Origin of the sequence: Vibrio hippocampi, from assembly GCF_921292975.1 — a bacterium.
GTDB classification, from domain to species: Bacteria; Pseudomonadota; Gammaproteobacteria; order Enterobacterales; family Vibrionaceae; genus Vibrio; species Vibrio hippocampi.
The window spans coordinates 2359518-2386139 of record NZ_CAKLCM010000002.1 but is presented as its reverse complement, the minus strand read 5'-3'; the positions used below and the strand labels follow the sequence as shown (position 1 = coordinate 2386139).

Sequence of the window (26622 nt, the reverse complement as noted above, 5' to 3'; positions counted from 1 at the left end):
CCTTACTGTTTTATTTATTCGCTTTTGTCTTCGGCGGGCGTTTCTTCGGCTGGTGCCATCATATACTTTTGGCGTATATCCAGCAGTGCAAAGATACCAAAAATCAGTATGGAGTACTTTTCCCAAGAGGATAATTTCAACTTGTCCCCAAATGCGCCTAAGAAGATCAGCGTTTGTAAACCATGCATCAGGAATAGAAATGCCCCCATAATGTAAAGGGCAATTGCTCCTTTACCGGGAAACGGATAAAAAATATTTAAAATCAGGATGAACCAAATAAAGGCAAAGCAAAGCTTGGCGATGGTAAGTAATACTTTCACTGTGAATTCCTCTCGAACAGTCGGTAGCTCACTTGGCCCGCTGTCTTCTCTTTTAACATATCCCAATGCTCTGGGATGATATCGAGTTGTAGCTCTTTTTCGGTTTCGATATAGATTAAAGCATTATCGGTCAACCAACCATTCGCTTCTAATCGTTCGACCACCTCAGGTAACAACCCTTGACGGAATGGCGGATCGATAAAAATAACATCAAACCCCTCACTTTGGGGACCTTGCGCCAAGAATGTCAGCGCATCTTGATTAAAGGCTTGAATATTATCGGCTTTAACGAGTTGGATATTACTTTTAAGTTGTTGGTAGGCTTGCGAATTGAGTTCAACCATAGTGACGGAATCGGCTTGCCTTGATGCAGACTCAAATCCTAAACCACCAGAGCCAGCGAACAGATCCAACACCTTTGATTGCGGTATATCTTGTGCTAACCAATTGAACAGTGTCTCTTTAACGCGGTCCGTCGTTGGACGTAACCCTTCTGCGTCATGAACCGGTAGCTTTCTACCGCGCCATAAGCCACTGATGATGCGTACATTCCCGGTTGGGGATGGTTTTTGTGATGGAGTTTGCCTACGACGTCTAACCATAGATTTTTTGACCGCCAATAAAGTGTTACTATATCGAGTTAAAATTAAACTTGAAGTGATGAGAAGCGAAGTGTATCAATCTCTTTGCCAACTTATTACTGCTTTATAGTAAATATTTCAAATTTCATCCCACAAGGACGGATAGCCCTTTCTTGTGATGCGGTGAAATCGAGCTGCAATCTCACGACAGATAGCATTTAGGATAGTTTTAGATGACAGAAAAGAAAAAACGCGGATTACTTTCGTGGCTTGGTTTCGGCGACGAAGAGCAGGAACAGGCGAAATCACCTTCCGTTGAAGAGAATCAAGCTCAAGAAGAGGCTTCATCAGAAGAGTCGAAGCAGGTTGTAGAACAGCCAGTAGCAGAAGAACAACAAGAAGAACAAGATGTTGAAGCGCAACATATTGAAGAAGTGGTTGTTCAGGACGATGAATTAAAAACTGAAGAAACAGAAACAGAAACAGAAACAGAAACAGTCACGCGAATCCAAGAGCAAGAGAAGCCCACCGAAAGCTTCTTTGCCCGTTTGAAGCGTAGCCTAAGCCGAACCAAAGCGAATATTGGCGCTGGCTTTTTTGGTCTGTTTAAAGGCAAGCAGATTGATGATGAGCTGTTTGAAGAGTTAGAGGAGCAGTTGCTGATTGCCGATGTGGGTATGAACACCACGGTGAAAATCATCGACAACTTGACGGAGAAGGCATCCCGTCGCGATCTTAAAGATGGTGAAGCACTTTACGGTCTGCTAAAAGAAGAGATGGCGGAGATCCTTGCTCAGGTCGAAAAACCACTAGAAATCGACAATAAAAACAAGCCATACGTCATCTTAATGGTTGGTGTAAACGGCGTGGGCAAGACAACGACCATCGGTAAGCTTGCCAAACAGTTCCAGTCTCAAGGTAAGAAAGTGATGTTAGCAGCGGGGGATACGTTCCGTGCTGCTGCTGTCGAGCAACTGCAAGTGTGGGGCGAGCGTAATGACGTTCCTGTTATTGCTCAACATACGGGTGCAGATAGCGCGTCTGTTATTTATGATGCCATTGAAGCCGCAACGGCTCGTGACGTCGACGTGGTGATTGCAGATACCGCAGGTCGCTTGCAAAACAAAGCAAACTTAATGGAAGAGTTGCGTAAGATAGTCCGCGTAATGAAAAAAGTGGATGACTCAGCACCTCATGAGATCATGCTGACCTTAGATGCGGGCACAGGTCAAAATGCCATTAGCCAAGCTAAGTTATTTAGTGATGTTGCTCCAGTTACGGGTATTACATTGACTAAGCTTGATGGTACAGCAAAAGGTGGTGTTATCTTTGCTCTTGCAGACCAATTCCAGATCCCTATTCGCTACATTGGTGTAGGGGAAGGAATTGATGATTTGAGACCATTTGAGACTCAAGACTTTATTGACGCGTTATTTAGCCGAGAAGACTAAGTAAAAATCAGGCAAAGCCTCGCTTTGCCTTGAGCGGGCATCCAAATCAGAGGAATGATTAGGTGATCAAATTCGAGCATGTAAGCAAAGCGTATCGTGGCGGGCGTCAAGCTCTGCAAAAGGTAGACTTTCATCTTAGAAAAGGTGAGATGGCCTTCTTAGGTGGTCACTCAGGAGCGGGTAAAAGTACGTTAATGAAGTTGATATGCGCAATCGAAAGACCCACCGATGGCCGTATCCTATTTAATCAGCATGATATTAGTCGCTTACCAACTAAGGACATTCCTTTTTTGCGTCGCAACATTGGTATTGTGTTTCAAGATCATAGATTGCTTATGGATAAGAGTGTCTTTGATAATGTGGCTTTGCCCATGCGAATTGAATCTATCCCTGAACATGAGATCAAGCGACGGGTAAGCGCGGCTTTAGATAAAACGGGATTGCTCGATAAAGCTAAATGCTTACCGACACAGTTATCGGGTGGTGAGCAGCAGCGTGTTGGTATTGCTCGTGCAGTGGTGAATCGCCCTGCCGTTCTGCTTGCTGATGAGCCTACTGGTAACCTTGATCCTGAATTATCAAATAAGGTCATGCAGTTATTTGAAGAGTTTAACCGTGCGGGTGTCTCTATTCTGATCGCGACTCACGATATTCATTTAGTACGCTCCAGACCGCAATATCGTTACCTAGAGCTTAACCAAGGTTTCTTGAGTGAGGTGAGTGATGGTGTCTAAACAGAGAAGAAGCAAGCAGGGTAAGCAGCGACTCAAACCAGAAGGTTTCTTTTCCACTCAGTCGAAGCAAGCCAAAAGTGCATTTCAAACGCTTTGGAAACGTCCACTTGGTCATATTCTGACTCTCGCGGTGATAGCGATGGCACTGAGTGTGCCGAGTTGTTTATATCTCGTCGCGAAAAATATCCTCGCCGTGAACGCGAGTGTCACCTATCAATCTCAAGTGACCGCTTTTATTAGTGAAGGCACACCGGATGCTAAGGTTTTGGTGGCGAAAGATAAAATAGAGACTTGGGATGAGGTTGCCAGTGTTACCTATATCACGCCAGAGCAAGGCTTGGTGGATTTGAGTGAACACTCAGGACTTGAGCAAGCCGTCAGTATGCTTGAAGGTTATGTGTTGCCAGGCGTGTTATTGATTCAACCTAAAGATTTAACGGCAGCGACGGATAGTGCGCTGGTGGAAAAACTGTCTAATTTTCCCGACATCACTGATATTCGACGCGATAAAGATTGGCTTGGTCGTTTTGATGCGATTAAACAGTTAGCGCTGGTTGTGGGTGGCATCTTTTCGGTGCTCATGTTCCTTTCCGTGGTGCTTATCGTTGGCAACACTCTCAGATTTAACGTGTTAGCGAACAAAGAGTCGATTCAAACTATGAAATTGATTGGCGCAACCGATGCGTACATTCTTCGTCCTTATCTCTATACTGGTATGTGGTTTGGTTTACTTGGCGCTATTGTCGCGTGGGCGTTAACAGCACTCGTAACTGTATTAGCCAACAATGCCGTCAGCGAACTTTCCTATCTTTATGACAGCGACTATCGTCTTCTCGGTCTCGGCTGGGATGAGTCTCTTATCATCTTGATGACGGGATTGTTTCTGGGAATGGGGGCTGCTAGCCTCTCAGCAAAACGTCATCTAAAAGAGATTGAACCTGTTTAAGGGTTGCCTGTCTTACTATGAGCGAAATGCCGTCAGTAATGTGCCTAAGCATGGGTGCTGACGGGTTGTGACAATATTGAAACCTAATCTTGCTAGACTATTTTGTACCCATTGGCACTTGTGAACTATCAACGATTGTGCATAATAACTAACCCCTTTGTTGAAATTTACCGTCACTTGACTAAAGTAACGGGCAAGTAAACAAAGTGTCCTGATGAAAGATATACGAGGAAGTGAATGGCAAACCAAGCGTATTCGATGGCTTTAGTAACGCAAGACAGTCTAGACAGCTATATCCGTTCTGCGAATGGATATCCTATGCTGACGGCTGATGAAGAGCGTGAACTTGCGGAAAGATTACACTACAACGGTGAAATTGATGCTGCGAAAGGCTTGATCCTTTCTCATCTACGATTTGTTGTTCATGTCGCTCGCGGCTACTCTGGCTACGGGCTACCAATGGCTGATCTTGTTCAAGAAGGCAACATTGGCTTGATGAAAGCCGTTAAACGCTTTAACCCAGAAGTGGGCGTGAGACTGGTTTCGTTCGCCGTGCATTGGATTAAAGCTGAAATCCATGAGTATGTATTGCGTAACTGGCGTATTGTTAAGATTGCCACGACCAAAGCGCAGCGTAAATTGTTCTTCAACCTACGCAAGTCTAAAAAGCGTCTGGGTTGGTTTAACAACGGTGAAGTTGAAACGGTTGCCAAAGAGCTTGGCGTCGCGCCTGCTGAAGTACGTGAGATGGAATCTCGCTTGGCGGCTCAAGACGCAACGTTCGAAATGCCGACCGATGATGATGACGCAAATACTACTTACACCGCTCCAGCGCTTTATCTTGAAGATAAGAGCTCGGATTTGGCAGAAGACTATGAAGCCCAGAACTGGGAGAATCATACCAACAATCGCCTGAGTCATGCATTGGCCACTCTGGACGAGAGAAGTCAGCATATCGTGCGCTCTCGTTGGTTGGATGATGATAAGTCCACCTTGCAAGATCTCGCGAATACTTATGGTGTATCTGCTGAGCGAATTCGTCAGCTTGAAAAAAATGCTATGAAGAAACTGAAGTCTGCGGTTGGTGAGTTTTAGTCACCAACCAAGTCAACTAATCCAGTTATTACGGTAATCACAATCATATTGTGGTTACCGTTTTTGTATGAGTTGCATTTATTCTCTTCAACCGTACCCCAATTACCTCTGAATTCTGCATATTGAGATAACTTGGGTATAACAATTAATATCTATAGAAGGTATACTTTAAGCTTGATATATCGTAGCCTGTAAAGTATAACCACTAGTTTAGTGGGATATATTTTTATTCCTGTTTGCTGATGGACTTTAAGCTTAAATTAAATTATCAATAGCTATTCATTTTTATTTCTCCCTCCCAATTCCAACTCTCCTTCATTTTATCCTATATAGCGACCACTCTTGTAGGAACTTTCCTTCATTTAATATCGCAATGAGGAAGGCTTATGTAAGTAAAAGATGAAAATAGTACCTTTTCGTACATGTACTATTCCCAATTAAGTTATTAACCGTTAGATTTCGTGCTGAGGATTATTGGGTTAACCCAGTTTGCTTATTTGATTATCGTTCTTATAGCAAAACGGTTTAGGGCAATTTAATTATATTCTCCAAACAAGTCGATGATTTCGATGAGTGGGTTTTGTTATTAATAGTTTTAATGAAAATTAATGTGTTAGATTGAAACTTAATTTTAAATTAAGTAAGAAGGGTACTTTTATGAAAAAACTTGGTTTAGCTGCGCTGTCTGCCGCTATGGTAGCGTCTTTCTCGGCAAGCGCTTCAACGACTTCAGCAACGGCAAGCTGGCAGGGTGTTATCTCAGGTATTGTCGCTGGTGAAACGATTATGATTACTGGTAGAGATGGCGCAGAAGTGGTGCCAATCGGTCAGCTTATGCGTAATACATCAGGCTCGTTGGTAGGTCCTGATATTCAGCTGGAAGCATGGACCAATACAGGTACTGCTGCTACCCCTGTTCCTGGTGAGCTTATCGAAGTCGGCACTACGATCAACGACGATATTGCGGGCGGGGCAACAGCATATTCAGGTCTTGAGTGGCAAGTTACTGATATTGCTACCTTTGTTGAGGGCGCTCCAGTTAATGGTATTGGTTGGACTGTGAACAACGGCAATACAGAAATCGCAGCGTTTGACGGCATGGGTGCCCTAACGTCAGGTACTCTTGCTACTGATAACATCATTAAGGTGAATGTTGCTTCAAGCGATGATACTGCAACTAAAAATGTGATCGATAGCCATTCTGGCAAGGATGCAGCGGTTTCAGTCACGATCGTGCTTACTGGTAGTTAATTTTTCCGCACTATATGATCTGGGCGCATTGCCATGCGCCCATTTATTCTCGTTTTTATCACTGTATTGGGTGCGATTTTAGATGGATATTCTTAAAAGTTTTTTCCGTTGTGAATCGTTACTGGTTTGTAGCGTGAGCTTTGGCATTGTAGTGATGCCTGTGCAAGCGATGCAGACTCGCCAGTTAGACGTTTCAACGAATATTGACCGTTCAATGATGTTAGCTGATACCGTCACACTTGAATTTGATCCAGTGAGCGCCACGCTATTATTTGATAAAAATGCAGGCAAGTTTTTTGACCAACATTTTTCTCTGGCAATTAATAGCACACTCGATAGCCAAGATGATTATGTACAAAATGGCTATCAACTGACTCTTACCGAAAATAACTCTACTTGCTACGACAGCATTAGTAGCACGAGTGCTACGGCGATTGCTGGCTATGAGTCTATTGCAACGGTACATCTCGACTCATTATCTAATCCGATGGTGCTCAATTTCGCCAAGGACATTGCCGCTTTCGGTACTGGCACCACGGCTGGCGTAAAGGCAGCTTCAGAACACTCGATCATTTTGACTTATCCCGTTATCAATAATGATAACGTTCGTTATTGCGAGGGTAATTTTGTCTTGGGGTTTAGATATAACCTATGAAGCCGTTAATTATCGTCTCTTTGAGTGCCATTGTTTCCATAATTTCTGGTTATTCAAATGCCTATGAGAATGTTCCATCAGGGTTCGAGTCTTTTTATGAGCTTAAGTATAAGCAAGTTAAGTTGCGTGATCCTAACGGAAATTATTCCACAGTCAATTTAGAGACTAATCAAAACCATATTCGTCTTAGTCATGATAATCATGATCGCGATTCAATTCGAGAAACCTTACTGTCGTCTAATATTAATCAAGACACGGTAGGTGTGATTGTGTCTGATTTACAACAAGGTATTGATGTTGACTTCAAGCAATGCAGTAAAATAAATATTTCTAAGTGCACACTGCTTCCAGATGAATATGAGTTCTTGTTTGATAACGAAAAGAATTTGTTATTGTTGTTTGTTAACCCCAAACGACTTAATGATAATAATCATTCATCGCAAGCCTTAGATTATTATCAGCCTTATAATCCACAATCGGCAATAATTAATCATCTTTCACTTAATGCGGATAAATTTTCAGGGTCAGACGCTTCATTTCGTGTCAATGATGAGGTTTATGCCAACCTTGGCTACGGCTATCTGCATGCCGATATGCAGTATCAGTCTGTCAGTGAAGAATTTGATCTGTACACGCTAGCCTACCATCTTGATGTTGACAATATGCACGTTAGAGCGGGTCAGTTTCGTAGCTTTGAGCCACTGAATAGTACCGACTTTCTGCGTAGTGCTTCTGCGATCAATGGAACCAAAGAGATCGCCGTAGAAATCGGGAGTTCAAAGAATCTTCTGAGAGGCAAAAGCAACCAATCTAAAGTCTTATATTACTATGCTCCCGCTGTGGGTCGTGTTGTTGTGCGCGATACGACCAATGGTCGTTATTTGGTAGAGCGTAATACCGAGCAGGGGCAACGAGCGTTAAGTTACTCGGAGCTTCCGTATGGTGTGTATGAGGTCGAAGTTGAAGTGCGCAATGGTGAACAAGTTCTTTCACGAGAAACGCATACTATTTTTAATAATCTAACAGACGATTTGGCCGTCAACGATGTTGATTATGCACTTTCGGCTGGAACCTTAGAGAGTAATAACTACTGGGGGGCGGGAAGCACAATCGCGTTTGGTCGTGGTCTGTTTTCGACTAAATTGCATCATTCGACACTCCTTGGTACTGGCTTGATAGTCAGTGATGAAGGTCAGGTTGCAAGTGGTGGTCTATCAGTCGATAGCCCTTGGAATATCAATTTTGACACCGTACTGAATTATGCTTCCACCCACGAGCGTCACTTCAACGCGACGGTTAATGTTGGTCGCCTTGGACTGAGTTATCAACGTTTAAGGGGCTCGGACGAGAATAACTTAGCCAGCACTTTGTTTGGCTATGGCGATTATGAACGTTGGTATGTGAACTATGGATACAGCGTCAGTGGGGTTGGTTTCTTGCGATTCAGTGGTTCTTACAGCCAGCAAGATAGCGAAACCACAGGTATTGAGTATGAATCAACCAACCTAAACACAGGGCTATCTTCACAACTGAACAGTTGGTCACGCATTAATGTTGATCTGGGCTATCAAACTGAAAACGTTATCAAAAGCTTTGATGATGGTGAATTCTATGGCTCGATTTCACTATCTCTGAGTCTAGGGACGCCTGCTGAGTTGACGTGGAATACTCAGTTACATAGCAAGGGACAGGGTATTGATGTGGTTCGTAACAGCCTGACGGCAAATCGTATCTACAATACGGAGTCTACTAATGTTCGTGGCTACGCAGGGCATACTTATCAGGCTGAACGAGGTGACTATTATGATGCGTCTCTATCTGGTCAATATGATAACGACCGTGTCGCTTTGAATGGTTATCTAACCGCAGATAGCAACAACTATAACGGCGGTTCTATTGGATTTAAGACATCAACCATTATGACAGATGGTGATTTGTACCACTCATCGACTCAAGCTTCCTCCTATGCCGTTGTCGACTTGCGACCTACGTCGAGCCTGATTGATGAAAATGAGGGTCTTAAAGGGCATTTAATGGTGGAAGGTGAAAATGGAAATTACCAACGACATGTTCTCTATCGTACATCCACGGCAATTCCTCTGTCTGAATACGGACAGTACCAACTGGACTTAGATACCAGTATTGCTGACTTGCATAATGTGGGTGAACGCTATGTGGACGGTTATTCATTTCCAGGTGGTGTGGTTAAGATGGATGCCAATATCGGTATAACCAAGCGTCTTGTTGCGGGCTTTACCGATATCTTTAACCGCCCAATTCAAGAGCTCTCTTGTAAAGGTATTGGTTGTGTCGATGTGACGCCACTTGTTGATGGAGTGTTCAATATTACGGTGTTGAATCAACAGCCCTTTCATCTGGTCAATGATGATTACGTTTGCGACTTAAATGTCCAGATGTCAGCTAAAGTGAACTATGGCAACAACTACTGCTTCCCAAGTTTATTGTTGGGACAGATTAAGCGACTTACGGATCAAGAAGGAAACAGCAAGGTGATTCAGTACCTAGGCGACTTCCATCAAGATTCCGATATTGCCGAAGCATTGGAAAGGCTGAGCAGCAGTAACATCATGGTGTATTTACAGGAGCATCAGTTCTATTCTTCTATATACATCACATACGAAGATCAAACCTTAATTACTATGGATCAAGCGGACGTGATCGAGTCTCTACTTAGATTTGCTCGAACCGATGAGTCTGTTGATTTAACGCAAAATTAGTGAGGCAATATGAAAAAAACGATATTCACAGCGTTTGGGTTCGCTGCATTGACGCTATCGAATGCGCTTTATGCGATGAACATCGACAAGATGTTGGAGGTGGCTGACAAGGATGGTAATGGGGCTTTTGTCATGGCAAATGACAAGTCATTACCTTACTTCATAGAAAGTGAAGTAAGCGAGCTATTTACAACAGAGCAAGGCACCATAGAGCGTGTTAAGTACGACATTAACAATATTGATGAGTGGGAAATTGCCGTCAGCAACCCTCGATTGGTGATAGAACCGGGTAGAACGCGAAGTATTGGCGTAAAGGCAATTTGTGGTGATAAGTGCGATCTGTCAGAAGATAAAACCTTTGAAGTGACTTTAGTCCCTAAGCCTTATGTGCCAAAGGGAGAAAAGTCCGAGCAGACGGTCACGGTTTTCGTGGGCTACTCAGCAGTGTTTATTATTCCAGCGAAAGAACCGAAGTTGGCTTATGACATCACGCCGATGGGCAAAGACGTGAAAATCCATAACAAGAGTAACACCATGATTAAGGTCGTGATTGATAATTGTAATGGAGAGCATAGCTTGGATTGTCGTCGAACTTACATCTTAATCAAAGGTCGAGCTAAGATACTACCACTGCCACCAGAGGCGGTGGGTAAAGCACTCAATGTCACCGTGTATGACCATTCAGAGCGTCATAAGGAGCAAGTGACGGTTGCTAATTCAAACTAGTAGGTAATGACAATGAGAACAGCGAGCAAAGCATTTTGGATGGTCAAAGCGATAGTGGCTTCGATTTTGTGTGCGCCATTATGGTTGCACGCTGCAACACTCAATATCACCGTTCAAGGCGATTCTGTGACCTATGAAAATGCGAATACCTTTAGTGGTGATATTTACCGAGTCACATCGGCTCAGTCCTATGCGGGACTAGAGCCGACCAACCGTTGGTTTCCATCTGCAACGAAAACAACGCAGACGCTAACATTGAATGGACTGAATGGGGAAACCGTCAGCACGAACATGACTTTGCACGGTTTCGAATATGATTGGGGAGGCGTTTCCCTGACTTCATCAGCGAATACTAATACGGGATTGGAGCCTGGTTTCTGTACCACTAGTTCCACTTCAAGCTCGACGCTGGCGGTATATTCAACCTCAAGTGGTGATACGACGTGTGCTTCATCCATTGAATTGAACAATGCCGCTGCGTTTCAAACGCCTTTCTTTTTTGTCCGTCCACTTTTTAGTGTTGATGATTTAATGACGGCATTGAGCGGGAAGCCAGAAGGCACTTACTCGGCAACATTTCATGTTTCTTTTAAATATTATTACTACAACCAACAATCGGTTCTAACTTACCGTACTTTGTCGATGCCAATCACGCTGATGGTGACGTATATGCCCAATATTTTGCGGTCGTTAAACGTTTATTCCCCTGATGCGGGAGTGATGGAGCCGGAGTACACGCCATCAAATGTGAAAGGACAAACAAGCTATAAAGTTGAAGCGACAGGTTATTTTAATAACGGTCTAAAAATGCAATTTGATACCAGTAAAGATTATCAACTCATGCATGAAGGCGGCGGTAACGGAGCAACCGATAAGATCCCTTACTATATCACCTGTTCAACCTGTTCCGATTATCAACAAATCGTCGTCGATGGAACGGTGACAACGGCTGTGGGAGCCAATAGTGGTGTGGTGACTGCGCCCACTGGAGCCGATAAAAGCACAGTCAACTATGAGCTCACAATTGGTTATGAAAATCGGACCATTGACCAAGTAAAAACAGGTCAATACAGCGATTCCTTTACGGTGCTGTTTGCTGTGGATCTTTAACACGCTTTGAGCGTTGATGAACAATAAAATGTGGTTGATGGTTATTGAGTCAATAAGGGCTGAGATCAAACGATCTTAGCCCTTACTATTTAAGGACGATATATTGCAGATAGGGTGTGGATAAGTCTGTGATAAAATTATTTGGAGTTGAGCAAAAAACGCCATTAGGTAAGCCTTGAGAACAAAATATGAGATGGGGATAGTTTTGTAATTGCTCACAGGAAGATCAGGATCATCACTATATATAGTGGATCGATCGAGAAAAAGTTAGCTTATCAACACAATCCACAAACTTACCCACAACTGGTGAAAAACTATCCACCAATGTTAAACCATGAATGACTTGGGGTCATTATTAGCACTGAATAGTGATAAGATGATGATTCAATAATAAACATTATATCAGCATGAAATTCTGTGCAGTATTGCCAAAAATAACCTCATGCAAGAAGGAGAAGTCACTCATGGAACAGTTTCAACATATTGATGTGTTTCAAGCTCAACAACTCATTGAACAAGACACCGATGCGCGTCTTGTCGACATTCGTGATCCTCAATCGTTTCAGGTCGCTCACCCTGTTGGCGCTTTTCATTTAACCAATGACACTATGGTGGAATTTATCAACCAGACCGAGTTTGAGTCTCCGGTTCTGGTCATGTGTTACCACGGTATTAGCAGTCAAGGTGCAGCTCAATATTTGTTAAACCAAGGCTTTGAACAGGTTTACAGCGTCGACGGTGGCTTTGAGGCTTGGCATCGTGGCAATTTACCGATAGAGAAGATAGAGAAAATAGAGAAGTAGATATGATTCGTCTTATTGTTGTGAATAATCCCAGAATGGCTCAAGGCTTCATTGATTACATGGCGTCACGGAATATTGATGTTCAAATGATGCCTGAAGGACAGGGGCAGTTTGTTCTTTGGTTAGTTAACGATGAAGACCAATTAGAAACCGAAGCCGAACTCAAACAATTTCTGCAACAACCTAATGATGCAAAATATTTAGCCTCGTCTTGGGATATGGCCGAAAGCCGGAAAAATACCTTTCGTTATCAAGGACCCAGCTTGCTCTCTTATGTGCGAGCTAAGGCTGGAGTATTCACACTGGCTATTATGGTGTTGTCGATAGTGGTTTATGGTTTGCAGTCGATAGGCTTTGGTGAGTCTGTTTTTTCGCTATTGCACTTTCCATCATCCGAGGCGGAAGTTTTACAGGTGTGGCGCTGGGTCACACATGCAATATTACATTTTTCAGTGACCCATATTGTTTTTAACTTGCTATGGTGGTGGCAGTTTGGTGGCGACATTGAACAGGAGTTGGGCAGTAAAAAACTACTGGAGATCTTTCTGGTTTCGGCGGCAATATCAGGCTTGGGACAGTACTGGTTCAGCGGCATTAACTTTGGTGGGTTATCGGGCGTTGTCTATGCCCTGATGGGGTATTTGTGGATACTGACCTATTATAGAACAGACATTCAACTGACTATTCCAAAACCTATCATCGGCTTTATGCTGGTGTGGTTAGTGCTTGGCTTTGTTCAACCTTACCTAGCCATCGCCAACGCCGCACACACACTAGGTCTCGTGAGTGGTATGGCGCTAGGTTGGATAGACAGTAAAAGGCTGAAACGTTACTGATAGATATACTTGGTAAACAGGAGATCGGTAATCACGCTCTTTCCCGTTTCAGTGAGCAGCAGATTATTTAAGGTTTCAACTAGATGGCGTCGAGTGGCTTCTCTTCCTGCTAGGGACTTAATGACTTCAGCGTTTTGGCGACCAAGGTGTTCTATGACCGCATCGCGAATAAGAGGCTGATGATGTTCTACAACGGCAAGGTAACTTGAGTCTGCAACCATGATGTCGATACGCACCTGAACATACCCCAGTTTTTTACCTTCGGTATAGAAGTTGGTGGTTAGGTCGGGTTCTAGCGTGAAGTACGCCAGTTTTGCCATAGGCTCTTGTGTAGCATTAGCAAACGTCGACGCCGTCAAGCCAAATATAAGGAAAAATTGGACTAGGTAACGTTTACACATATTTTTTTCTTAAACCCCTGCAAGCTGATATTCCGTATGCTCGTTCTTGTTACAATAGCATGAGACATCTAGAATAGATAAAATTTTTGAACGTCATACTCATTAGTTCAATTGAACAGGGATTGTACGTTTTAAGCGCTTGTTGTTGAATAGCAAAAATGAATAAATCAGTATCTGAATATCGAAAAATTATAAATCAAGCACAGTGGCAGACGCCTGAACAGTTCCAATTTGCTAGCGAACATGTCAAGCAATGGTTGATGGAGCAGGGATCGTTAACTCATAAACTGTTGCAGCAATGCCAAAATCTAACCGTTGATGTCGTGACTAATGCTCAATGCCAAATTGCAGATATTGCTCCGTCGGAGAGCGAGTTATTAGAAGATACCCATTGTTGGTTAAGAGAAGTTGTGCTGCATGGAGATAGCGTTCCATGGTTAGTTGGTCGCACTTTAATGCCTGTTTTAGGGATGGAAATGGGAAATTATAATCTATCACATCAAGGGAACACGCCCTTGGGCGAGACCGTCTTTGCGAGTCAAAATACAGCCCGAGATGCGTTGGAATTAACGCAGGTGACGGTTGATGGTATGCCGTTATACGCACGTCGCTCTCGTATTTGGGTTGATCAGACGCCGATGCTGGTGACAGAACTATTTTTACCCGACGCGCCCATCTATATTGCGGAGAGTCATGAATGGAGCTAGTGAAAGCAAAGGCGTATTGTCGATTGATGCGAATCGATAAACCGATTGGCTCTCTGTTGCTTCTCTGGCCTACGCTCTGGTCGTTAATACTGGCTGCTCAAGGGATCCCCGATCTCCATGTGCTGCTGGTTTTTATTGCTGGTGTTATTATGATGCGCAGTGCCGGTTGTGTCATTAATGACTTTGCCGATCGCAAAGTGGATGGTCATGTTGAGCGAACGAAGGCTCGACCGATACCTTCAGGAGATGTTTCTTCCAAAGAAGCTTTAGCTCTGTTTATTGTTTTAGCGCTACTCTCATTTTTATTAGTGCTGACCATGAATACACTGACGATTAAGTTGTCAGTGGTGGGGTTGGCATTGGCGTTCATCTACCCATTTATGAAGCGTTTTACCCATCTCCCGCAGTTGTTTTTAGGGTTAGCATTTAGTTGGTCTATACCGATGGCATGGGCTGCACAAACCAACGAAATCGGCTCCATGGTTTGGTTATTGTTCGTGATAAACGCTTTGTGGACCATTGCTTATGATACCCAATACGCCATGGTGGATAGAGAGGATGATTTAAAAATCGGCATCAAATCAACAGCAATCCTTTTTGGGCGTAGAGATAAGTTGATTATTGGTGGACTGCAATTAGCCACTCTGTGTTTATTGATTGCAGTGGGCGACTACTACCAAATCAGCACGGCTTATTACTGGAGTCTATTGGTGGCGGCGGGCTTGTTCGTTTACCAACAGTGGTTGATTCGTCATCGAGATCGAGCGCAGTGTTTCCAAGCGTTTCTCAATAACAACCATGTGGGCATGGCGGTAACGGTGGGCTTGCTGGTGGCTTATCTATAATTATTGATGCAGCTAAGTCGACAGTCTGTTTCAAAGACAAAGAGGCCACTGCTAAGCAGTGGCCTCTTTAATTGCAGCCCATTAATGACAGTGAATTAATTCGCAGCGAGATAATTACAACGAAATATCAGGCTCAGGTGATTCGGTTTGATGCACGCTCTCTTCAATGGTCAGGCGTACCTCTGGGTAGAGCAACGAGTAAAGCAACTGCGCTAATTGCTCAGTTTTCTCACGATGACACTCGCCATCATTGTCTAAGTAATCTTGTTCTTTAAGGGTGCTGAATAGTGCAGAGAACACACCTTTATCAAAGAACTCTGGTGCGTTGATACCATGCAGTCGACCAAGGCGCTGTGCAATCTCTTGGCTCTTTTGCTCAAGCTCGGTCTTATCCAGTTCAGGGTAAGTGGCTAATAGGTCGAGCGAGATAGAGTAGCGCTGTAAAGTTTCCGAAATCGTGCGACCTAACAACATCAATGGCTGAGTATTGGATTGGTTAGTCCAAGCAATACCCTCTTCAACATAGATAAGCTTTTGCGCTTGCAGTTCGTCAAGGATCCGATCCGTCATTTGCTCCAACTCATCCTCTTTGATGCTCAAAAACAGCTCTTTTTTAAGGAAAGGATACAGTTGTTGGACATTGTGCTTAATGGTTTCGACCGGTAACTTGCGCATTCTAATCAGGATCTGCGCCACCAGTGATGGCAAAGCAAACAGATGAATAATATTGTTGCGATAGTAGGTCATCAGGATAGATTGATCTCTATCCAGTGAAATAATGTCGCCCAGATTATCCGACTCGATAACAAACTTATCTAACGACTCAGCATGTTCGACTAATTCCAAAGCCGATGATGTTGGCATGGTTGCTGTGCTTGAATAAGGCACATTTTTTAGCAACGCTAAGTAGCACTCAATCTGATTGATGAGACTATCGCGAGACAAAGCGCGTTGACGTGACGCTAACAAGGCAGTGGCACACAGTGTCAAAGCATTGGCTGCTGCCGCGTCGTTGATATTGGTCATCATCTTCGTCGCTAAGTTGTTGACAGCTGGAGCCAACCATTGCGGTTTCTCGCCCCCCATCGGGTTAATATCTTTGGTCCAGTTTGGTGCTTGTTCATTCAAGTATTGATTTAACGGAATCGGCTCACCGAAGTTGACATAACCTTGTCCGAAGTTGCGGAGCTTGCGAAGCGTTCGAATAATTTGGCCGGCATTTTCTTTCTCTTTACGCTTACCACGCAGTTCCTTAGCGTAAGTGCTTACTTCCATTACGTGCTCATAGCCAATATAGACTGGCACTAGCGTCACAGGGCGATTCAGACCTCTTAGCATGGCTTGGACGGTCATTGCCAGCATCCCGGTTTTTGCCTGCAATAGACGACCCGTGCGCGAGCGACCGCCTTCGCTGAAATACTCCACTGAATAGCCTTTAGCAAATAGCTCAGCCAAATATTCTCTAAAGATGGTTGAGTAAAGCTTGTTGCCTTTAAAGCTACGGCGAATAAAGAATGCGCCGCCGCGTCTAAAAATAGGACCGGCTGGGAAGAAGTTGAGGTTAATACCGGCGGCAATATGAGGCGGAACCATGCCTTCTTTGTATAAGACGTAGGACAGGAGCAGATAGTCCATATGACTTCGGTGACAAGGCACATAAACAATCTCATGACCGTCTTGTGCCAGTTTACGCACCGTAGAGGCATTGCTGACATTAATGCCTTGATAGAGCTTATTCCAAAGCCAAGTCATGATGCGATCGCCGCTTCTGACTAACTTATAGGAGAAGTCAGCCGCAATCTCGTCCATGATCTGTAACGCCTCTTTATGTGCTTTTTCTACTGGCACATTGTTTGCGCTGGCATGGTCTTGAATCGCTTGTTCAATGACTTGAGACTTTAACAGACGATTAAATAAAACCTGTCGATTGGGTAAATTCGGACCCGAGGCGGCCAACTTCTGTCTTGAGAAGTGAATCCGGGCAACGCGCGCCAATTTATGTGCGATAGATTGGTCGGTACCGTGAGCGTCGGCCATATAACGTAATGACACCACCGGACTGAAGCGAATCATGCAGTCACGGCCAGATGACAACACAGCCATGGCTTTCTGCATGCCATTCATCGGCTGTAAATAAGGCTTAGCTTGTTCTTCACGACCTGGTTTGCGACCCCAAAGTACGGTGGTTGGTACGACTTGAACATCCAATTGCTTGTCTGTTTCGTGCGCCTTTAACAGCTCAGAAAATAGGGCAATGGACTCATTGGGTACATCTTGGTCGCTGCCAATTAAGGTAGGCTGTGAAGCAATAAAAACAAATCGACTGCGTTTTTCACCATTGAGTTCGATGGGTTCGAATGGGTCTGTTAAACCTAACGCCAGCGCTTGTTTACGTAGAGCCAATAGATCCACTTTGGAACTGAAAGGCAGTGCGTAAACAATTGGTTTGGAGATATCTATGTTGAGATCTTCAATCGGATTCGATGGGATAGCCGTTCCTTTCACAAGCACAGACATAGGCAGCTTGAGAAAAGATCGCAGTAATGATTGTCCTGAAGACATAAAGGTTCACAGCCTCAATTTATTCATAGAAACAATGTCTAGGATTACATCAGAATACGATCGACACTGATGTAATCCTAGACACTAAAATTAATGCTCGCCAAGCATACCAGAAACTGGTCTTACCTTTGAGTGAAAAAAGTCTTTACACAAAACTTTACCGAATAATTTCCGTCGCGCTGGCGGGCTCAACAGGCATTGAGCCCATTCAGTGCGCATATTAAAGCTAACGGCTTGATGATGCAGTTAAAAAATAAACAATTCCCGTTGCAATTCACACATTACTGGATATACTCACAGTTAACTGTATAAAAAGACAGGTGACTTATGAAGCCCTTAACGCCCCGCCAACAGCAAGTATACGACTTAATTAAAGCTAAAATTGATGATGCTGGCATGCCGCCAACCCGTGCAGAAATTGCCAAAGAATTGGGTTTTCGCTCGGCGAATGCTGCAGAAGAACACCTAAAAGCGCTGGCTCGTAAAAAAGCGATTGAGATCATTCCAGGTGCTTCTCGAGGTATCCGATTGCTGATTGAAGAGGCGGCGAATGAAGATGCTGGCTTACCTCTGATTGGTCAAGTTGCTGCCGGTGAGCCTATTTTGGCGCAAGAACATGTAGAAGCACACTATCAAGTTGACCCTAATATGTTTAAACCTCAGGCGGACTTCTTGCTTAAAGTGCATGGCGAGAGTATGAAAGATATCGGTATTATGGATGGCGACTTGCTTGCGGTTCATAAAACGATGGATGTAAGAGATGGTCAGGTTGTTGTCGCACGAGTTGATGATGATGTGACGGTTAAGCGCTTAGAGCGCAAAGGTTCTACCGTATTACTGCATGCAGAAAATGAGGAGTTTTCTCCCATCCAAGTGGATCTCACGTCGCAGCACCTCACCATTGAAGGTATTGCCGTCGGTATTATCCGTAATACGGATTGGATGTAAGTAGTCACTTACCTTTCATCAGGGCGAATCTCAGATAACCGTTGAATGTACACATTCAGGCAGTGGACTGTTACTCAAGTAATGACACCTGTTGGGTTATCTGTTTTTTCCCTCGTTCCCGCCTATAAATCATCGTTTTTTTAGCACTGGCTAACCCACGCAATCGGTTGATGGTAATAATTGTAGAAAAATTGCGCGACTCTGTTTCCATCCATCTCTAGTTTCTGGTATGTTTCGCAGCCTTGTATTGTTCTGGAAGCATTGAAAGGGATAAATTGTGGAAACTTGCCCTTTATGTTCGGCGTTATCCATACAGCACTATCATAGTGATAAAAAGCGTGACTACTTGCAGTGCCAAGAATGTCAGTTGGTGTTTGTTCCTCGCCAGCAGAGGCTGAATGCCGATGCCGAGAAAGAGATTTATGATCTCCATCTTAATGATCCCAACGACTCAGGTTACCGACGTTTTTTATCCCGCATAGTGTCTCCTCTCGCACAGCGTATCTCGCCTCAATCGAAAGGTTTGGACTTTGGTTGCGGACCGGGACCGACTTTGTCGCTGATGTTTGAAGAGCAGGGGCATTTAATGTCGCTGTATGATTTATACTATTACCCAGAATTATCCGTATTGAACTATCAATACGACTTTATTACTGCGACAGAGGTGATTGAACACCTCTATGAACCGAATACGGTTTGGCAACAATGGTTGTCGCTGCTCAAGCCTTCAGGATGGTTAGGTTTGATGACTAAATTGGTGATCGATGTAGAGGCCTTTGCAAACTGGCACTATAAAAATGACCAAACCCATGTGGTGTTTTTTAGTCGAGCTACATTTATCTACCTAGCTCAGCGCGATAATTTAGAAATTGAATTTATTGGCAATGATGTCATTTTACTGAGGAAACTTACGTAATGAGCCGTACGAAAAAATCAAGAAAACCAGGTTCTTCACCAGAACCGGTTATCGTTACTCGCAATCGTACCGAGTCTGATGTTGAAGGTCGCCTGCGCAAGCGTTTAAAAAAGCGCAAAGGTCAAAAATCAGGTAGCCGCCATTCTCAAGGTAGCGGTAGCGCGACCCCAGGTAGCAAGCAAGGGCTAGATCCGCGCTTGGGCAGCAAAAAGAAAATCCCTCTGATTGTTGAAGCGAAGAAGAAACCAAGCAAGCAAGAACGTAGGGTGTCTGCTGAGAAAGAGTTGGAACTGCTTGAAAATGACGCGCAGCTTAATGTACTGCTTGATCGCCTTGATAATGGTGACAAGCTTGGTTTAGGGCTGCAAAAATACGTCGATGAGAAACTCGATCGTATCGAAATATTGATGAAGCAGCTGGGGCTATTCGAAGAGGAAGAGCCAGAGATTGAAGAACCAGAGATGGAAGAAAAAGTCGTGAAGCCAAGCAAGAAGCGTAAAGATGACGCAGAGCTGCTGGCCGATTTTGAAGACCTCGATCTCAATCAGTTCAAAAACTAAAAGGAGTTGTAGTAATGAGTACCATGATGTTGTTAGCTATAGTCGGTGGCGTGATCATTGCCGGTTTAGCCAGTTATGCTGGATACTTGTTACTGCAACTTAAAAAACAGCAACAATTGCAGCAAAAACACCAAAAGTTAGCTATCGATAAGCGCAATGCCAATATCTTTGAAAGTGTGGATACCATTTGTCTCGCGACTATTCAGGGACAATGCGACCTCTCAGAGGCGGCAATTCGACTGTATAACATCATGGACTATGTCCAAGGCGAGAGCAGAATTGATTTTGACCAAGCCTATCCTGCACTGTCAGAACTGTTTCATGTCGTCAAAGAGATGCCACGCGGAGACGCAAGGCAGAGCATGAATAAAAAAGATCGAATGCGAGATAACTTGACGAGACACAAGGCTGAAGGTCGCTTAGAGGCGGCGATTATTGAAGAGGTCAAACAGTTACAGCAACAGGTTAAGCCGCTCAATAATCAAATCCAAATAAAGACAGTCAGTCACTAAAAATAACATTCAGTAACGAGTGATCAATGTATCATTTTTATCATGAATATTAGTGATAACATCACTGCCTAGCGTAATCCGTCACATTATTATGGCACACTAACCAGTCCTTTGATTTTAAAGGAAAGCAATCGGTCATTAGGTGCTTACTGGAAACATTAACATGTCGCAAAGTCATTCAGAAACGAAACAACAAATAGTATGGGATCAGGCTGTTCTCGATAAGTACAACTACTCGGGTCCAAGGTATACATCTTATCCGACGGCGGTTGAGTTTCACGAGGCTTACACGATTTCTGACTACGATATGGCTTGTGCCCAGTATACAGATAGACCGCTTTCTCTCTATATTCATATCCCATTCTGCCACAAGCTTTGTTACTACTGCGGTTGTAATAAGGTCATTACTCGTCATGCCCATAAAGCGGATGAGTACTTGGATATTATTGAACATGAAATCCGCCAGCGAGCCTCTTTATTGCAAGGTCGAACCGTCACACAACTTCACTTTGGTGGAGGCACACCAACGTTTTTAACCAAGCAACAGATCAGTCGCTTGATGGCTATTCTACGTGGTGAGTTTTTCTTTGATGATGGTGCTGAGATTAGTATTGAGGTTGATCCGCGTGAGATAGAGTTGGATGTGCTTGACCACTTGCGTCAAGAGGGCTTCAACAGGCTGAGCATTGGTGTGCAGGACTTCAATAAAGAGGTTCAGCAATTGGTTAACCGTGAGCAAGATGAAGCGTTCATTTTTGCGATGGTCGAGAGAGCGCGTAAGTTGGGCTTCCGTTCAACCAACCTAGATTTGATTTACGGCTTACCAAAGCAGACTCAACAATCTTTTGCTCTTACCTTAGAGCGAGTGCTTGAGATGCGACCGGGTCGTTTATCGGTCTTTAATTATGCTCATATGCCCAATCTGTTTGCGGCTCAGCGCAAGATCAAAGATGAAGATCTGCCCGCACCGAAAGAGAAGATGGCGATTCTACAAGATACCATCACTCGCTTAACCGATGCCGGGTATCAATTTATCGGTATGGACCACTTTGCCTTGCCAGAAGATGAACTGGCGACCGCTCAACGTGCCGGTGAATTACATCGAAATTTCCAAGGCTATACGACACAGGGTAATTGTGATCTGGTTGGTTTTGGGGTTTCTGCTATTTCTATGATTGGCGATAGCTATGCACAGAATCAGAAAGAGCTGAAAAAATACTATGAACAGGTCAATGAGCAGCGCCATGCACTGTGGAAAGGGGTGGTACTTGACCAAGATGATCTGATCCGTCGCGAAGTGATTAAGCAACTCATTTGCAACTTTAAGCTCGATGTTCAAGGCATTGAAAGAGACTTTGCTCTAACGTTTAACTCATATTTCGCCGAAGATATGAAACTGCTACAGACCTTCGTTGACGATGAATTGGTGAAGGTTTCGGAGACCAGTATCGAAGTGACCTTACGAGGTCGACTACTCATTCGTAATATCTGTATGTGTTTTGATAAATATCTGCGCCAGAAAGCGAGGCAGCAACAATTCTCGCGCGTGATTTAACCTACACTCAATACGCGCTACAAAACTTCCAATATGGACAGTAGTTCCAATACGTACAACAGAAAAATGGCCACAGCGAAAACTGTGGCCATTTTTATAAGCGCAATATAAAGGATTAATATAATTCTTTGAGCTTACGAGTTAGGGTGTTTCTACCCCAGCCCAGCACCTTAGCCGCGTCCTGTTTATGGCCGTTAGTATGGTTTAGAGCTGCTTCCAACAAGATGCGTTCAAATTGTGGCTGAGCTCGGTTGAGGATCTCAGTCTCTCCCGACTGCAACGCATTTTCGGCCCATGAAGAGAGCAGTTGTTGCCAATCACCACTGCCCATCTCAGAAGCGCGTTTAGGTTCATCGAGTAACTCTGACGGTAAATCGTTGGGCAGTATTTCACTGCCGCTCGCCATCACGGTGAGCCAACGACAAGTATTTTCTAATTGACGTACGTTACCTGGCCAGTCGAGCTTATTGAGGATATCCACAGTTTCAGCGTTGAGTGACTTGGTCTCTACGCCTAATTCATCAGCCGCAAGCGACAAGAAGTGAAGCGTCAGTTTCTCTATATCTTGCTTACGCTCTCTCAGCGCTGGAATATGGATGCGAATAACGTTAAGGCGATGGAATAAATCCTCACGGAAATCCCCCTCGGTCACCAGTCGTTCAAGATTTTGGTGGGTTGCGGCCACAATGCGTACGTCCACTTTTACTGCGGAATGACCACCAACGCGATAAAACTGTCCATCAGCGAGAACACGCAGCAGGCGAGTTTGAATGTCTAAAGGCATGTCGCCAATCTCATCCAAAAACAGTGTGCCGCCGTTGGCCTGTTCAAATCGCCCTTGGCGCACGCTGTTAGCACCCGTAAACGCGCCTTTTTCATGGCCAAATAGTTCAGACTCAATCAAGTCCTTGGGAATGGCTGCCATGTTAAGGGCGATAAAGGGCTTGCTGGAGCGGGGACTATGTCGATGTAAGGCATGGGCGACCAGTTCTTTACCGGTACCAGACTCACCATTGATTAGCACCGAGATCGATGAACGAGAAAGGCGTCCGATTGCTCTAAACACTTCCTGCATTGCCGGCGCTTCACCAATGATTTCTGGTGCGTCGGTGGTAATCACTTCATCCGTGACTTGGCTACTCTTTTGCTCGTGACTGTGGACAATTGCACGCTCAACCAGAGTTAAGGTCTCATCGATATCAAAAGGTTTAGGAAGATATTCAAACGCCCCTTTCTGATAGGCATTGACAGCAGCATCAAGGTCGGAGTGTGCGGTCATAATAATAACAGGCAGATCCGGTGCCATTTCTTGTACACGATGCAGCAGTTCAATACCGTCGATACCAGGCATGCGGATATCTGACACCAATACATCGGGTAATTCACGTTCTAGCGCCAACAACACACTCTCAGCATCAGCAAATGTCTCGCATTTGATATTTGCTGAAGAGAGGGTTTTGTCCATTACCCAACGAATTGAGCTGTCGTCATCGACGACCCATACATATCCTTTACTCATAGCCAAACTTCCTTACAGCGGGCCAATCTTAATTGTTCACTTTATTAAATTGGCAGATAAATAGTAAAAATGGTGCGACCAGGCCAACTTTCAACGTCAATCTTGCCGTTGTGTTGGTCGATCAAATTTTGTGAAATTGATAAGCCTAAACCTGTGCCGCCTTCTCGACCGCTCACCATGGGGTAGAACAGCGTATCTTGCAGATCAGAAGGGATCCCCGGACCGTTATCAATAATCTCGATACGCGCCGCTAACTTGTGTCGGCAGCCGTGAATATTGGCTTGGTGAACCGTTCGAGTACGGAAAATAATCTGACCATTGTCTTGTTTTGATAGTATTTGTGCAGCGTTACTGACGATGTTGAGCAGAGCCTGCTCTATCTGGTCGGTGTCCATCACAAGGTGAGGCAAACTCGGGTCATAATCGCGTTCGATAATAAGATCCGTACCCGCCTCAAGTTCCACCAGTTGGCGTACTTTTTCCAAGATTAGGTGCAGGTTTTCTTCGGTTTTTTTGCCGGGTTTTTGTGGACCCAGCAGTCTATCCACTAGGGCTCTCAATCGATCGGCTTGCTCGATAATAATATTGGTGTATTCATTCAGTGATGGGTCTGGCAACATTTTGGCCAGTAACTGAGCGGCGCCCCGCAACCCACCCAGCGGATTTTTGATTTCGTGAGCCAGCCCTCTAACCAACAACTTCGCCGCTTGCTGCTGTGCGTGCTGGTTTAATTCTTGTGACAAACGTTTCTGCTGACCAATTTTTCTCATTTCAATAAGTAACATCAGTTGCTTATTCCATGAGAGTGGACTGACCGTTACCTCTAAAAGCAGAGGTTTACCGTCGACGACAAAAGTGACATCACTGTCGGTAATACTTTGACCACTTTGCAACGGCTGCGACAGTAGCGCTAAATCCAGTGAAGCGTGTTGGATGAACTGAGATAAGTGGGCATCGATTAATCGCTTAGAGCTTTGAGAGAACAATTGCTCAGCGGCGGGATTGGCGTACTTCACGGTCAGACCTTCGTCCAACATCAAAGTTGCCGTTACAGTATTATCCAAAATCGTTTTAGTCAGTTCTGAGTCCGTCACTGGATATCCTTAGATTGCTCAAAAAAAGTGCAATGCACAGCTGTTGATAATACATATGCACCAAAAAAGTGCAACATCAACTATCATGCGTCCTGCGATGGTTTAATAATCTCGCAGAAGACGTTTATTCTCTAGGTTTGCACCTAAAACGACACGATTGCACTATTGCTCTTGATAACAATGCAATAACAATGCCGATTCATGAGATTATTCAGTGCAATCTATTGTTCTTCAAAGGAAACCTAAAAACAGAGGTATTGTTTGGAAGGAGAAAGGTGTAGTACGGAATAAAAAAGGCTTGCCGATTGGCAAGCCTTTGAGTGTTAGCTAATAACAACGAGAATTATACAGAGTAGTATAGTTCGAACTCTAGAGGAGTCGTTGTCATGTTAACTTTCTCTACGTCTTGAGCTTTAAGATCGATGTAAGAATCGATAAAGTCATCAGAGAATACGCCACCAGAAGTTAGGAACTCACGGTCAGCATCAAGTTCTGCTAGCGCGTCTTTTAGTGAGTAAGCCACTGTTGGGATCTCTGCTGCTTCTTCAGCTGGTAGATCGTAAAGGTCTTTATCCATCGCTTCGCCTGGGTGGATCTTGTTCTTAATACCGTCAAGACCAGCCATAAGCATAGCGGCAAATGCTAGGTATGGGTTAGCTGCTGGGTCACCGAAACGAACTTCGATACGACGTGCTTTAGGGCTAGGTACCACTGGGATACGGATAGAAGCAGAACGGTTACGAGCAGAGTAAGCTAGCATTACCGGTGCTTCGAAACCTGGTACAAGACGCTTGTACGAGTTAGTCGCAGGGTTAGCAAATGCGTTGATTGCACGAGCGTGCTTGACGATACCGCCGATATAGTAAAGAGCCGTTTCAGATAGACCGCCGTACTTGTCACCAGCAAATAGGTTAACACCGTCTTTTGCTAGAGATTGGTGAACGTGCATACCAGAACCGTTATCACCCACTAGTGGCTTAGGCATAAATGTTGCTGTCTTGCCAAATGCGTGTGCTACGTTGTGAACAACGTACTTGTAGATTTGGATTTCGTCAGCTTTAGTGGTTAGCGTGTTGAAACGAGTTGCGATTTCGTTCTGACCCGCTGTTGCCACTTCGTGGTGGTGAGCTTCAACAACAAGACCCATCTCTTCCATAACGAGACACATTGCAGAACGGATGTCTTGAGAAGAGTCAACAGGAGCAACTGGGAAGTAACCACCTTTAACGCCTGGACGGTGACCTTTGTTGCCTTCTTCGAAATCAGAACCCGAGTTCCAAGAAGCTTCTACGTCGTCAATTTTGTAGAAAGAACCAGACATGTCAGTTGAGAACTTAACATCGTCAAATAGGAAGAATTCTGGCTCAGGACCGATAAGAACGGTGTCAGCGATACCAGTAGAGCGCATGTAGTCTTCAGCGCGCTTAGCAATAGAACGTGGGTCACGATCGTAGCCTTGCATCGTTGCAGGCTCAAGGATGTCACAACGAATGTTCAGAGTTGCATCTTCAGTGAATGGGTCAAGAACTGCGCTAGATGCATCCGGCATCATAACCATGTCTGATTCATTGATGCCTTTCCAGCCAGCAACAGATGAACCGTCAAACATTTTGCCTTCTTCAAAGAAGTCTGCATCTATTTGGTGAGCAGGGATAGAAATGTGTTGCTCTTTACCCTTAGTGTCTGTAAAGCGTAGATCAACGAATTTAACTTCGTTCTCTTGGATCAGCGATAGAACATTTTCTACTGACATCTCG

General features: G+C 44.3%; 25 protein-coding genes. 18 read left to right on the top strand and 7 right to left on the bottom strand.

Translation table 11 applies throughout. From position 1 onward, the window contains the following. Positions 1-14: 14 nt before the first annotated feature. Together L9Q39_RS13050 and rsmD are read right to left on the bottom strand one after the other, a co-directional pair. A complete protein-coding gene (locus L9Q39_RS13050; protein WP_237485460.1) occupies positions 15-320 on the bottom strand; it encodes a DUF1145 domain-containing protein in 306 nt (101 codons plus the stop codon). After that, a complete protein-coding gene (gene rsmD, locus L9Q39_RS13045; RefSeq protein WP_237485459.1) occupies positions 317-922 on the bottom strand; it encodes a 16S rRNA (guanine(966)-N(2))-methyltransferase RsmD in 606 nt (201 codons plus the stop codon). Before rsmD ends, L9Q39_RS13050 begins: the two co-directional genes overlap by 4 nt. Positions 923-1134: 212 nt before the next feature. On the opposite strand from rsmD, the gene ftsY reads away from it, so the two are divergent. The 11 genes from ftsY (at position 1135) to glpG (ending at position 13246) form a co-directional block, all read left to right on the top strand. Continuing rightward, positions 1135-2352 carry a signal recognition particle-docking protein FtsY gene (gene ftsY, locus L9Q39_RS13040; protein ID WP_237485458.1) on the top strand — a complete coding sequence of 406 codons (1218 nt, stop codon included), beginning with the start codon at positions 1135-1137 and terminating at the stop codon, positions 2350-2352. 62 nt (positions 2353-2414) lie between these two features. Then, positions 2415-3086: a cell division ATP-binding protein FtsE gene (gene ftsE / locus L9Q39_RS13035; RefSeq protein WP_237485457.1), complete on the top strand. Its 672-nt coding sequence runs from the start codon at positions 2415-2417 to the stop codon at positions 3084-3086. Beyond that, positions 3076-4032, top strand: coding sequence for a permease-like cell division protein FtsX (gene ftsX, locus L9Q39_RS13030; protein ID WP_237485456.1), 957 nt, complete (start codon positions 3076-3078; stop codon positions 4030-4032). Before ftsE ends, ftsX begins: the two co-directional genes overlap by 11 nt. A gap of 237 nt (positions 4033-4269) precedes the next feature. Then, entirely contained in the window at positions 4270-5127 is an 858-nt protein-coding gene (rpoH, locus tag L9Q39_RS13025; protein WP_237485455.1) for an RNA polymerase sigma factor RpoH, read from the top strand. A 657-nt stretch (positions 5128-5784) separates the two neighbouring features. Further along, positions 5785-6378, top strand: coding sequence for a hypothetical protein (locus L9Q39_RS13020; protein ID WP_237485454.1), 594 nt, complete (start codon positions 5785-5787; stop codon positions 6376-6378). Positions 6379-6460: 82 nt separating this feature from the next. Further along, positions 6461-7033 (top strand): hypothetical protein, encoded by a 573-nt coding sequence (locus L9Q39_RS13015; protein WP_237485453.1) that lies wholly within the window; start codon positions 6461-6463, stop codon positions 7031-7033. Continuing rightward, positions 7030-9771 carry a TcfC E-set like domain-containing protein gene (locus tag L9Q39_RS13010; protein WP_237485452.1) on the top strand — a complete coding sequence of 914 codons (2742 nt, stop codon included), beginning with the start codon at positions 7030-7032 and terminating at the stop codon, positions 9769-9771. The genes L9Q39_RS13015 and L9Q39_RS13010 overlap by 4 nt, the downstream gene beginning before the upstream one ends. 9 nt (positions 9772-9780) lie before the next feature. Next, the gene (locus L9Q39_RS13005; RefSeq protein WP_237485451.1) at positions 9781-10497 is read left to right on the top strand and encodes a hypothetical protein; all 717 of its coding nucleotides are present in this window, start codon (positions 9781-9783) and stop codon (positions 10495-10497) included. A 12-nt stretch (positions 10498-10509) separates the two neighbouring features. Beyond that, a complete protein-coding gene (locus tag L9Q39_RS13000; protein ID WP_237485450.1) occupies positions 10510-11607 on the top strand; it encodes a hypothetical protein in 1098 nt (365 codons plus the stop codon). A gap of 464 nt (positions 11608-12071) precedes the next feature. Next, the gene (gene glpE, locus L9Q39_RS12995; protein WP_237485449.1) at positions 12072-12410 is read left to right on the top strand and encodes a thiosulfate sulfurtransferase GlpE; all 339 of its coding nucleotides are present in this window, start codon (positions 12072-12074) and stop codon (positions 12408-12410) included. Between the two features lie 2 nt (positions 12411-12412). Further along, entirely contained in the window at positions 12413-13246 is an 834-nt protein-coding gene (gene glpG, locus L9Q39_RS12990) for a rhomboid family intramembrane serine protease GlpG (protein ID WP_237485448.1), read from the top strand. Here glpG and L9Q39_RS12985 read toward each other — a convergent pair. Continuing rightward, positions 13240-13647: a flagellar basal body-associated protein FliL gene (locus tag L9Q39_RS12985; RefSeq protein ID WP_237485447.1), complete on the bottom strand. Its 408-nt coding sequence runs from the start codon at positions 13645-13647 to the stop codon at positions 13240-13242. The two genes, glpG and L9Q39_RS12985, sit on opposite strands and share 7 nt — an antisense overlap. A gap of 158 nt (positions 13648-13805) precedes the next feature. On the opposite strand from L9Q39_RS12985, the gene L9Q39_RS12980 reads away from it, so the two are divergent. Then, the gene (locus L9Q39_RS12980; RefSeq protein ID WP_237485446.1) at positions 13806-14354 is read left to right on the top strand and encodes a chorismate lyase; all 549 of its coding nucleotides are present in this window, start codon (positions 13806-13808) and stop codon (positions 14352-14354) included. Next, complete coding sequence (gene ubiA / locus L9Q39_RS12975; RefSeq protein ID WP_237485445.1) at positions 14345-15199, top strand: 4-hydroxybenzoate octaprenyltransferase; 855 nt, start codon at positions 14345-14347, stop codon at positions 15197-15199. Before L9Q39_RS12980 ends, ubiA begins: the two co-directional genes overlap by 10 nt. 114 nt (positions 15200-15313) lie before the next feature. Here the strand turns inward: ubiA and plsB are convergent, their stop codons facing one another. Beyond that, a complete protein-coding gene (gene plsB, locus L9Q39_RS12970) occupies positions 15314-17761 on the bottom strand; it encodes a glycerol-3-phosphate 1-O-acyltransferase PlsB (protein ID WP_237485444.1) in 2448 nt (815 codons plus the stop codon). Positions 17762-18088: 327 nt separating this feature from the next. Here plsB and lexA point away from each other — a divergent pair, with 327 nt between their 5' ends. The 5 genes from lexA to hemN all read left to right on the top strand — a co-directional run bounded on the left by lexA (position 18089) and on the right by hemN (position 22252). After that, a complete protein-coding gene (gene lexA, locus L9Q39_RS12965) occupies positions 18089-18709 on the top strand; it encodes a transcriptional repressor LexA (RefSeq protein WP_237485443.1) in 621 nt (206 codons plus the stop codon). Between the two features lie 277 nt (positions 18710-18986). After that, the gene (locus L9Q39_RS12960; protein ID WP_237485442.1) at positions 18987-19625 is read left to right on the top strand and encodes a class I SAM-dependent methyltransferase; all 639 of its coding nucleotides are present in this window, start codon (positions 18987-18989) and stop codon (positions 19623-19625) included. Further along, positions 19625-20185 (top strand): Der GTPase-activating protein YihI, encoded by a 561-nt coding sequence (gene yihI / locus L9Q39_RS12955; RefSeq protein WP_237485441.1) that lies wholly within the window; start codon positions 19625-19627, stop codon positions 20183-20185. Before L9Q39_RS12960 ends, yihI begins: the two co-directional genes overlap by 1 nt. A 14-nt stretch (positions 20186-20199) precedes the next feature. After that, positions 20200-20697: a DUF2489 domain-containing protein gene (locus L9Q39_RS12950; protein ID WP_237485440.1), complete on the top strand. Its 498-nt coding sequence runs from the start codon at positions 20200-20202 to the stop codon at positions 20695-20697. Between the two features lie 163 nt (positions 20698-20860). Next, positions 20861-22252, top strand: a complete 1392-nt coding sequence (gene hemN, locus L9Q39_RS12945; protein ID WP_237485439.1) for an oxygen-independent coproporphyrinogen III oxidase — start codon at positions 20861-20863, stop codon at positions 22250-22252. Positions 22253-22367: 115 nt separating this feature from the next. Here hemN and glnG read toward each other — a convergent pair whose 3' ends face one another. The 3 genes from glnG to glnA form a co-directional block, all read right to left on the bottom strand. Next, positions 22368-23771 (bottom strand): nitrogen regulation protein NR(I), encoded by a 1404-nt coding sequence (gene glnG, locus L9Q39_RS12940; protein ID WP_237485438.1) that lies wholly within the window; start codon positions 23769-23771, stop codon positions 22368-22370. A 44-nt stretch (positions 23772-23815) separates the two neighbouring features. Next, a complete protein-coding gene (glnL, locus tag L9Q39_RS12935; RefSeq protein WP_290369153.1) occupies positions 23816-24865 on the bottom strand; it encodes a nitrogen regulation protein NR(II) in 1050 nt (349 codons plus the stop codon). Positions 24866-25208: 343 nt separating this feature from the next. Further along, entirely contained in the window at positions 25209-26618 is a 1410-nt protein-coding gene (glnA, locus tag L9Q39_RS12930) for a glutamate--ammonia ligase (RefSeq protein WP_237485437.1), read from the bottom strand. Positions 26619-26622 lie beyond the last annotated feature (4 nt).